Genomic DNA, 8,808 nt, shown 5'->3' with positions numbered 1-8,808 from the left:
ACTGAGCGCGGGGAGCGGGTGACCCGCTGCGCTCTCGGCACCCTCGGCCCCAGCCACGACGTGTGCGCGGTGGCCTGCTGCCCCAACCCGCGCGCCCTGCCCGTCCCCGCATGTCCCGCATGTCCCCGTCCGATCCGTCCGTCGCTCCGGAGGAGAACCCCGTGCCCACCCCCGCCCTGCCCGACGACCGGCTCCTCGACGACCTGCTGGAGGTCGCCCTGGACGCGGCCCGGCAGGCCGGCGCCCTGCTGCGCGACGGCCGCCCCGCCGACCTCGGCGTGGCCGGCACCAAGAGCAGCCCGGTCGACGTGGTCACCGAGATGGACCTCGCCTCCGAGAAGCTGGTCCTGGAGCTGATCACCGACCGCCGCCCGGAGGACGGCTACCTCGGCGAGGAGGGCGCCGAGCGGCCGGGCACCAGCGGGGTCCGCTGGGTCGTGGACCCGCTCGACGGAACGGTCAACTACCTCTACGGGCTGCCCTCCTGGGCGGTCAGCGTGGCCGCCGAGCTGGACGGCCGGGCGGTCGTCGGCGTGGTGTACGCCCCGGCTCGCGGCGAGCTGTTCCACGCCGTCCTGGGCCGTGGCGCCCACCTGGACGGCCGGCCGGTCTCGGCCCGCCAGGCCCCGCCGTGGGGCCAGGCGCTGATCGCCACCGGCTTCAACTACGTCCAGCCGGTGCGGGTGCGGCAGGCCGAGGTGCTGCTGGCGCTGATGCCCGAGGTGCGGGACGTCCGCCGGGGCGGGGCGGCCGCGGTGGACCTGTGCGACGTCGCCGCCGGGCGGCTGGACGGCTACTACGAGCGCGGCCTGGCCCCCTGGGACCGGGCAGCCGGCTGCCTGATCGCCGCCGAGGCCGGCGCGCTGGTCGGCGGCCGTCCCGGACACGGGCCGGACCGCGAGCTGACCGTGGCCGCCGCCCCGGGGGTGTACGAGCCGCTCCAGGAGCGGCTGGCCGCGCTGCGCGCCTGGGAGGACTGACCGGTTCCGGCCGTTCCGCCCCGGACCCCCGGGGCGGAACGGCCCCGGACATGCGAAGAGCCCTGACATACGGGGGATGCCAGGGCCTGGGTTTCGCACGGCCCCCTCAGGGCCGCTGGTGCCGGAGGTCCGGCGACGGGGTCGGTGGTGCCGAACGGGTCAGGCAGCGGTGCGGTGGCGCTCCAGCACCGTGTCGACGCCGTGCTCGGCGGCGAGTCGGCGGAGGTCGTCCAGCTCGGACTGCTCCACCTCGGCGAGGAACTCGTCCCCGGCCTCGATCGCGCGGTGCAGATCCTGCTCGGCGTTGGCTATGCGCTGCAGGATTCCGGCCTTGAAGGCGTCCATACGGGCCCCCTTACTGTGTCGGACGTGCACGGTCGTGCGCTCTCCGCCCCGAGGAGGTCCAGCCGGTGAGAGCACCCGGGCCGGATGGTGATGGATCTCCGGATGGGTGCGGAGAGGCCTTCGGCCGCTCCCGGTGATGTCCCAGCCCCAGGGCCGGCGCGGATGAACGCACGGCGGGTGGGTGCGACCGGCCGTCAGCCAGATCGCGGGTGTGCAGCTGTCCTCCCCGCCCCGGGGGCCGGGAAACCTCCGGGCGGAAGAAAGTTGCCCGTGTCACAGTCCAAACGGAGCGGTACGGATACGAACAGTCGCCGCCGCGGACCCGGGGCCCGTGCCCGAGGGGCAGCTTATCGCTGCTTTACCGCAGGACCAGGCAGGATGGAGGCACCGTCGGAGCCGTGCGTCCGCTTCCGGGGCCGGCCTGGAGAAGGGACAACGACCGTGCGGGTTCTCGTCGTCGAGGACGAGCAGCTGCTTGCCGAGGCCGTCGCGACCGGCCTGCGCCGCGAGGCGATGGCCGTCGACGTGGTGTACGACGGGGAGGCCGCGCTCCAGCGCATCGCGGTCAACGACTACGACGTCGTCGTCCTGGACCGCGATCTTCCGCTGGTGCACGGGGACGACGTCTGCCGCAAGGTGGTCGAGCAGGGCCTGGCGACCCGGGTGATCATGCTGACCGCCTCCGGCGACATCAGCGACCGGGTCGAGGGCCTGGAGATCGGCGCGGACGACTACCTTCCGAAGCCGTTCGCCTTCAGCGAACTCGTCGCCCGGGTAAGGGCGCTGGGCCGCCGCGCGACCATCCCGCTGCCCCCGGTGCTGGAGCGGGCCGGCATCTCGCTCGACCCCGGCCGGCGCGAGGTGATCCGCGACGGACGCACCGTCCAGCTCGCACCCAAGGAGTTCGCCGTCCTGGAGGTGCTGATGCGGGCCGGCGGCGCCGTCGTCTCCGCCGAGCAGCTCCTGGAGAAGGCCTGGGACGAGCACACCGACCCGTTCACCAACGTCGTGCGCGTCACCGTGATGACGCTGCGCCGCAAGCTCGGAGACCCGCCGGTGATCGTCACCGTGCCGGGCTCCGGCTACCGGATCTGACGACCGGAGTCCGCCCGCCCCGGGAATCCCCGCCGTACGCGCCCGCCCAGGCGGACGCCCCGAGAGGACCATCATGACCACCCCGCCCCCCGCCGGCGGGGCCTCCGGCGCGCCCGCCGGGGGCCCACGTGCCGTCCCGCCGAAGCCCCTGACCCCGCCGCGCGTCCAGCGCCCCGGGCCCTACGTCCCCGGCGACGGCATGCTCGCCTGGCTCCCCTTCCGCCCCACCATCCGGATGCGCCTCACCCTGCTCTACGGCGGGATGTTCCTGATGGCCGGCGTCGTGCTGCTGCTCCTGATGTACGTCTTCTTCCAGGACGCCGTCTCCTACCTGGCGCCGCGCAAGCTGAGCTTCAACGGCAACCTCGTCCAGGTCAGCGGCCCCGACGGCATCAGCAGCACCATGAACAGCACGGAGTACAACCAGTGGCAGGCCGCCGACTACCTCGGACGCTCCAACTCCGCGCTCAACACCCTGCTGCGCAAGTCGCTGACCATGCTGGTCTGCCTCGCCGTGATCGCCTTCGCGGCCGGCTACGCGATGGCCGGCCGGGTGCTGCGCCCGCTCGGCCGGATCACCCGCACCGCCCGTGACGTGGCCTCCTCCGACCTGCACCGCCGGATCGAGCTGGACGGCCCGGACGACGAGCTCAAGGAGCTCGCCGACACCTTCGACGGCATGCTGGACCGACTGGACCGCTCCTTCGACTCCCAGCGCCGCTTCGTCGCCAACGCCTCGCACGAGCTGCGCACCCCGCTGGCGATCAACCGCACCCTGCTGGAGGTCCAGCTCTCCGACCCGGCCGCCTCGTCGGACCTCCAGCAGCTGGGGAAGACCCTGCTGGCCACCAACGAGCGCAGCGAACAGCTGGTCGAGGGCCTGCTGCTGCTGGCCCGCAGCGAGAACGAGCTGACCGACCGGCGCCCGGTGGAGCTGTCCGAGGTGGCCACCCGGGCGCTGGAGCAGAGCCGGGGCGAGGCCGACAAGCGCGAGGTCGAGCTGCGCTCGAAGCTCGATCCGGCCATGGTCGGCGGCAACGGCGTGCTGCTGGAGCGGCTCGCGCTCAACCTGCTGCAGAACGCCGTCCGCTACAACACCGCGGGCGGCTGGGTCGAGCTGGCCACCACCGCGGTGCCCGGCGGCGGCGAGCTGGTGGTCTCGAACACCGGCCCGGTGGTCCCCGGGTACGAACTGGAGCACATCTTCGAGCCGTTCCGCCGGATCAAGGGCGCCGACCGCACCCGCAGCGACAAGGGGGTCGGGCTCGGCCTGTCCATCGTCCGCTCGGTGGTGCGCGCGCACGGCGGCACCATCGAGGCCACGCCGCGCTCCGGCGGCGGCCTCACCATGCGGGTTCGCATCCCCTCCCCGTAAGGGGCCGACAGCCCTTCCGCAGGCGACAGTTCCCAGCCGCCCCCGTCAGGCCCGTCAAGACGACATAAGGCCTGGCGGGGGCGGCTTGTCATTTGCGGCCCGAGCAACTTACGGTGTCGTAACCTACGCAACCGTAGGTGAATCCGTCGGCGGCCCGTCGACGGGTCGAACGATGCGTCCCGTCCCTCGCGCCCGTCCCAGCGCGTGCCGTCCCCTCAGGAGCAAGACCTTGACCATCGCCCCTGTGCAGAGCAGCTCTCCGCTCGTCGCGAGCGGCTGGACCGACGCGCGGCTGATCCTCGCCCTCGAGGAGGTCGTGGAGACCGAGCTCAACCGCCACCTGGGCGTGGCCAAGGAGTGGATGCCGCACGAGTTCGTCCCGTGGAGCCAGGGCCGCGACTTCGACGGCGTGCTGGGCGGCGAGGCCTGGTCGCTGGAGCAGTCCCGGGTGACCCCGGTGGGCCGGGTGTCGCTGGTGGTGAACCTGCTCACCGAGGACAACCTGCCGAGCTACCACCACGAGATCGCGAGCATGTTCGGCCGCGAGGGCGCCTGGGGCACCTGGGTGCACCGCTGGACGGCCGAGGAGGGCCGTCACGGGATAGCCATCCGCGACTACCTGCTCGCCACCCGGGCGGTCGACCCGGTGGAGCTGGAGCGGGCCCGGATGAGCCACATGTCCGAGGGCTTCGAGTCCGACAACGCACACAGCATGCTGCACTCGGTCGCGTACGTGGCCTTCCAGGAGCTCGCCACCCGCATCGCGCACCGCAACACCGGCAAGTACGCCGGCGACCCGCTCTGCGAGCAGCTGCTGGCGAAGATCGCCAACGACGAGAACCTGCACATGGTCTTCTACCGGAACCTGCTGAAGGCCGCCCTGGAGATCGCCCCGGACCAGGCCATGCGGGCCGTCGCCGACGTGGTCACCCAGTTCCGGATGCCCGGCCACGGCATCCCCGGCTTCGAGCGCGCCGCCGCGCAGATCGCCCTCGGCGGGGTCTACAACCTGCGCATCCACCACGACGACGTGCTCCAGCCGGTGCTGCGCCACCTCAAGGTGATGGAGATCGGCGGGCTCGGCCCCGAGGGCCTGCTGGCGCAGAACGAGCTGGGTGCCTTCCTGGACGGCCTGGACGGTCAGGCCCGGAAGTTCGAGGAGCGCCAGGCGGCTCTGCTGGCGCGTCGCGAGGCCCGGAAGAACGCCGGCTGAGCCATTGCGCCGTACGGTCGGAGTGGGTGGATTTTCCGCGATTTGCCCTGGAAGATTCTGAACGTGACCAAGCTCACACCGTGTCGCTCCGCGATTCCGGGCAACCCCGGAGAGTGATCACCTGATCAGGGGTGCCGATCGCCGTCCGTGATCGGTTTTCGCCCCCCGGCCGGTCCGCCGGATCGGTCGGCATCCCTGATGGACAAGGGATTTCGTAGGCGTCCGAAACCGTAGTGCTCACTGTGCGTGGTCGGTCGACCGGGCCCCGGGAGGGCCGAAGATGGCCCAGCGTGAGGCCTTCCAGAGCCCCGGGGATCACCCCGATGGAGCCCGGGCTGAGTGTCGATTGAGTAACAGGGCTTGAAGTAAGGCAAAATCTCCGCCTCGGGTCGGGCACAAGACCGACCCCCCATGCGTTACGTGCGCTGGAGATACCGCACACACCGCACAAACCCGGAGGGGGAGAGCGAAAAATGGCAACCGACTACGACACCCCACGCAAGACCGACGACGAGCTCAACGAAGACAGCATCGAGGAGCTCAAGGCTCGGCGGAACGACAAGGGCGGCAGCTCTGTCGACGTCGACGAGTTCGACGCCGCCGAGGGCATGGAGCTCCCCGGTGCCGACCTCTCGAACGAGGAGCTCGCCGTCCGCGTCCTGCCCAAGCAGGCCGACGAGTTCACCTGCATGAGCTGCTTCCTCGTGCACCACCGCAGCCAGCTGTACAGCGAGAAGAACGGCAACCCGATCTGCCGGGACTGCGGCGCCTGAGCACCGCGGCGGACAGGGCCCGGTGCCCGCGGCTGCGCCCGCGGGACCGGCACACCGCTCCTTCCGGCCCCGGGCAGCGGGGCCGGACGGCAGGTCCGGGTACCGTCCGACCGGACGGGCCCGACAGGACGGCGTCGGCCGGTGCATCGGTCAGGACAAAGTCGTGGGGACGGTCCCGCAGCAGCGGAACCGTCCCTCTCCGTTCGTCCGGCCTCTTCCGGCCGGTTCGTTCAGGCCCGGCCGGTTCGCGGCCGGCCGGACCGCGTCAGGTGCGGGCGCCGCGCCGGGCGTCCTCCAGCGCCTCCGCCAGCTTCATCGGCGAGCGGGTCGACAGATAGAGGTACGGCGTCGGGTCGGCCGGGTCGGTCACCTCGATCCGCAGCGCCGTCGGGACGTAGCTGCGCAGCAGCATGAAGGCGCGTGGATCGGCCTTGGGGCCGCGCCAGGCCGCCGCCTCGGCGGGGCTCAGTGCCTGCGCGTCGCCGAGCGCGTCCACCGGGATCCGGGCCGGGCCGGCCACCAGCGAGCCCTGGACCACGCGGATGCGGGCCGAGCCGTAGCTGCTGATCGCCACCGCGCCGGCGGCGATGCCGACCACCAGCCCGATCAGCGCGGCCGGACCGCTGACCCGGATCAGGATCAGCGCGAGCGTGAGACCCACCGCGATCGGGAGCAGCCACCAGGAACGCGGCACCGTGAGCCGTTCGTCGTACATGCCCCCATTGTGGTCGCCCTGACGTCCGGCAGGGGACGCCACCCCCACGGAGGCCGCCCTACCCCTGGGTAGGGTTGGGCCCCGTGACCGGTACGACAGCCCCCAGCGCCCCCGACGACCGGCCTGCGCCCCCGCTGCCGCCGTCCCCGACCACCCCGCCGCCGGACGCCGTCATGCCGGCGCGCCACCCCCAGGCGCCCGCCCCCGGTACCCGGCTCGGCTCGCACTACGAGCACTGCTTCGGGTGCGGCCCGCAGCACCCCGGCGGCCTGCGGATCGACGCGGTCGCCGGAGAGGGACTCGACGTCACCGCCGAGTTCCCCGTCCGCGACTCCCACCAGGGCGGTCCCGGCCTGGCCCACGGCGGGCTGCTGACCACGGCCATGGACGAGACCCTCGGCACGCTCAACTGGCTGCTGCACGCCCCCGCCGTGACCGGCCGGCTGGAGACCGACTTCCTCAGCCCGGTGCCCGTCGACTCGGTGCTGCACCTGCGCGCCTGGATCACCGGCGTGCACGGCCGCAAGATCTACAGCGCCGCCGAGGCGCGGATCGGCGGGCCGGACGGGCCGGTCGCCGTGCGCGCTCAGGCGCTCTTCGTCCAGGTGAAGCTGGAACACTTCACCACGCACGGTCGTCCCGAGGACATCGGGAAGGTCCTCGACGACCCGGATCTGATGAAGCGCGCACGAGCCTTTGAGGTGAACCCTTGAGTGACACCCCCCGACCGCAGCTGGACGTCCTGATCAAGCGCATCGACCCCGAGCTGCCGCTGCCCGCCTACGCGCAGCCCGGGGACGCCGGTGCCGATCTGCGGACCACCGTCGACGCCGAGCTGGCCCCCGGTGAGCGGGTCGTCCTGCCCACCGGCGTCGCCGTCGCCCTGCCGGACGGCTACGCGGCCTTCGTCCACCCGCGGTCCGGTCTGGCAGCTCGTTGCGGAGTTGCCCTCGTGAACGCCCCGGGGACGGTCGATGCCGGGTACCGTGGAGAGATCAAGGTGATCGTCGTCAATCTGGACCCGCGCGAGGGGGTCAGCTTCCGCCGAGGGGACCGGATCGCCCAGCTGGTGATCCAGCAGGTCGAGAAGGCCCGTTTCCACGAGGTGGAGGAGCTGCCTGGGTCGGCACGCGCCGAGGGCGGGTTCGGGTCGACCGGCGGCCATGCCGCGGTCTAGCATTCCCGCGGCCTCGCAGGAAGCCGAGCAGGTATTCGCATCGGTCTTGGACCGGGAAGGACAGTGACCGTGTTCCGTCGTCGCCAGAAGAGCGAGGACGCTGTCGAGCAGCTCGCCGACGACGCCATCAGCGCCGACGAGACGGCCGATGACGTCGAAGGTTCCGCCGAGAGCGAGAACGTGACCGACCTGGACCCGGCCGACAAGGTCGGCCTGCCGCCGGCTCCCCGGCCGGACGGTCCGTGGGACCACTCCGAGCTGGAGAACCCCGAGGAGGGGCGAGTCGACCTCGGGGGTCTGCTGGTCCCCGGCGTCGAGGGCATGGAGCTGCGCGTCGAGGTCGCCGGTGACGCGATCGTGGCCGCCACGCTCGTGCTCGGCAACAGCGCCATCCAGCTCCAGGCGTTCGCCGCCCCGAAGTCGGAGGGCATCTGGGGCGAGGTCCGGGAGGAGATCGCCAACGGCATCACCTCGCAGGGCGGCATCATCGAGGAGGAGGAGGGCCCGCTCGGCTGGCACCTCCGCGCCCAGGTCCCCGTGCAGCTGCCGGACGGCACCCAGGGTGTGCAGCTGGTCCGGTTCGTCGGCTGCGACGGTCCGCGCTGGTTCCTGCGCGGCGTGATCTCGGGCCAGGCTGCGGTGCAGCCGGAGATGGCCGGAATCCTGGAGCAGGTCTTCCGGCAGACGGTCGTCGTGCGCGGCGAGTCCCCGATGGCTCCCCGTGACCCGATCGTCCTGAAGCTTCCCGAGGACGCCCAGATGGTCGCCGACGGTGGCGGGGCGGCCGCCGCCGCGCCCGAGGGCGAGAACCGCTTCGGCGGCACCGCCCTCGACCCGTTCGCGCGCGGCCCGGAGATCACCGAGGTCCGCTGACCCGGCTCTGATCGGCATCGATCGCCCCTGCCCGGGAGCCCGGGCAGGGGCGATTTGCATGTGGCGGGTCCGTCCCCGTACAGTTCCGGAGTCGCCGCGGGAGACCGGGGTGGCAGAGCGGAAAGCGAATCCGATGAATGAAACTCCGGAAAACGGAGCGGAAAACGTCTGATAAGCTGGAAACACGAAAGAACGAAGCCCGGAGGGCCTGCTGGAAGGCAGTCCGAAGGAAGCGTCCGTTCCTTGAGAACTCAACAGCGTG

General features: G+C 72.1%; 9 protein-coding genes and 1 pseudogene. 8 read left to right on the top strand and 2 right to left on the bottom strand.

Features of this window, described 5'->3' with window-relative positions; all coding sequences use genetic code 11:
- Positions 1–119: 119 nt before the first annotated feature.
- Positions 120–980, top strand: coding sequence for an inositol monophosphatase family protein (locus tag ACZ7RU_RS36890; protein WP_470345377.1), 861 nt, complete (start codon positions 120–122; stop codon positions 978–980).
- 159 nt (positions 981–1,139) lie between these two features.
- Here the strand turns inward: ACZ7RU_RS36890 and ACZ7RU_RS36885 are convergent, their stop codons facing one another.
- The gene (locus tag ACZ7RU_RS36885; protein WP_030057688.1) at positions 1,140–1,325 is read right to left on the bottom strand and encodes a hypothetical protein; all 186 of its coding nucleotides are present in this window, start codon (positions 1,323–1,325) and stop codon (positions 1,140–1,142) included.
- 441 nt (positions 1,326–1,766) lie between these two features.
- Here ACZ7RU_RS36885 and ACZ7RU_RS36880 point away from each other — a divergent pair, with 441 nt between their 5' ends.
- From ACZ7RU_RS36880 to ACZ7RU_RS36865, 4 genes are all read left to right on the top strand, one after another.
- Positions 1,767–2,420, top strand: a complete 654-nt coding sequence (locus tag ACZ7RU_RS36880; RefSeq protein WP_030057689.1) for a response regulator transcription factor — start codon at positions 1,767–1,769, stop codon at positions 2,418–2,420.
- 73 nt (positions 2,421–2,493) lie between these two features.
- A complete protein-coding gene (locus tag ACZ7RU_RS36875) occupies positions 2,494–3,795 on the top strand; it encodes a sensor histidine kinase (protein ID WP_470345376.1) in 1,302 nt (433 codons plus the stop codon).
- A 229-nt stretch (positions 3,796–4,024) separates the two neighbouring features.
- Complete coding sequence (locus ACZ7RU_RS36870) at positions 4,025–5,008, top strand: acyl-ACP desaturase (RefSeq protein WP_470345375.1); 984 nt, start codon at positions 4,025–4,027, stop codon at positions 5,006–5,008.
- A 473-nt stretch (positions 5,009–5,481) separates the two neighbouring features.
- Positions 5,482–5,781 (top strand): DUF4193 domain-containing protein, encoded by a 300-nt coding sequence (locus ACZ7RU_RS36865; RefSeq protein WP_030285479.1) that lies wholly within the window; start codon positions 5,482–5,484, stop codon positions 5,779–5,781.
- Between the two features lie 265 nt (positions 5,782–6,046).
- Here the strand turns inward: ACZ7RU_RS36865 and ACZ7RU_RS36860 are convergent, their stop codons facing one another.
- Entirely contained in the window at positions 6,047–6,496 is a 450-nt protein-coding gene (locus ACZ7RU_RS36860) for a DUF3093 domain-containing protein (protein WP_470345374.1), read from the bottom strand.
- A gap of 173 nt (positions 6,497–6,669) precedes the next feature.
- Between ACZ7RU_RS36860 and ACZ7RU_RS36855 the strand changes: the two genes are divergently transcribed.
- The 3 genes and pseudogenes from ACZ7RU_RS36855 (at position 6,670) to ACZ7RU_RS36845 (ending at position 8,546) form a co-directional block, all read left to right on the top strand.
- Positions 6,670–7,209, top strand: coding sequence for a PaaI family thioesterase (locus ACZ7RU_RS36855; RefSeq protein WP_470345378.1), 540 nt, complete (start codon positions 6,670–6,672; stop codon positions 7,207–7,209).
- A pseudogene (dut, locus tag ACZ7RU_RS36850) lies at positions 7,206–7,740 on the top strand (dUTP diphosphatase). The gene ACZ7RU_RS36855 and the pseudogene dut overlap by 4 nt, the downstream one beginning before the upstream one ends.
- A 2-nt stretch (positions 7,741–7,742) precedes the next feature.
- Positions 7,743–8,546: a DUF3710 domain-containing protein gene (locus ACZ7RU_RS36845; protein ID WP_470345373.1), complete on the top strand. Its 804-nt coding sequence runs from the start codon at positions 7,743–7,745 to the stop codon at positions 8,544–8,546.
- The last annotated feature ends 262 nt before the right edge of the window (positions 8,547–8,808 follow it).

The sequence above is a fragment of the Kitasatospora sp. NPDC114501 genome (assembly GCF_055633695.1).
This window is presented reverse-complemented; position numbering and strand designations above follow the sequence as displayed.

Bases quoted from the DNA above. Each gene is read 5' to 3' on its own strand.
- ACZ7RU_RS36890 (WP_470345377.1), top strand. From the start codon at position 120: ATGTCCCCGTCCGATCCGTCCGTCGCTCCGGAGGAGAACCCCGTGCCC.
- ACZ7RU_RS36885 (WP_030057688.1), bottom strand. From the start codon at position 1,325: ATGGACGCCTTCAAGGCCGGAATCCTGCAGCGCATAGCCAACGCCGAG.
- ACZ7RU_RS36875 (WP_470345376.1), top strand. From the start codon at position 2,494: ATGACCACCCCGCCCCCCGCCGGCGGGGCCTCCGGCGCGCCCGCCGGG.
- ACZ7RU_RS36865 (WP_030285479.1), top strand. From the start codon at position 5,482: ATGGCAACCGACTACGACACCCCACGCAAGACCGACGACGAGCTCAAC.
- ACZ7RU_RS36860 (WP_470345374.1), bottom strand. From the start codon at position 6,496: ATGTACGACGAACGGCTCACGGTGCCGCGTTCCTGGTGGCTGCTCCCG.
- ACZ7RU_RS36855 (WP_470345378.1), top strand. From the start codon at position 6,670: ATGCCGGCGCGCCACCCCCAGGCGCCCGCCCCCGGTACCCGGCTCGGC.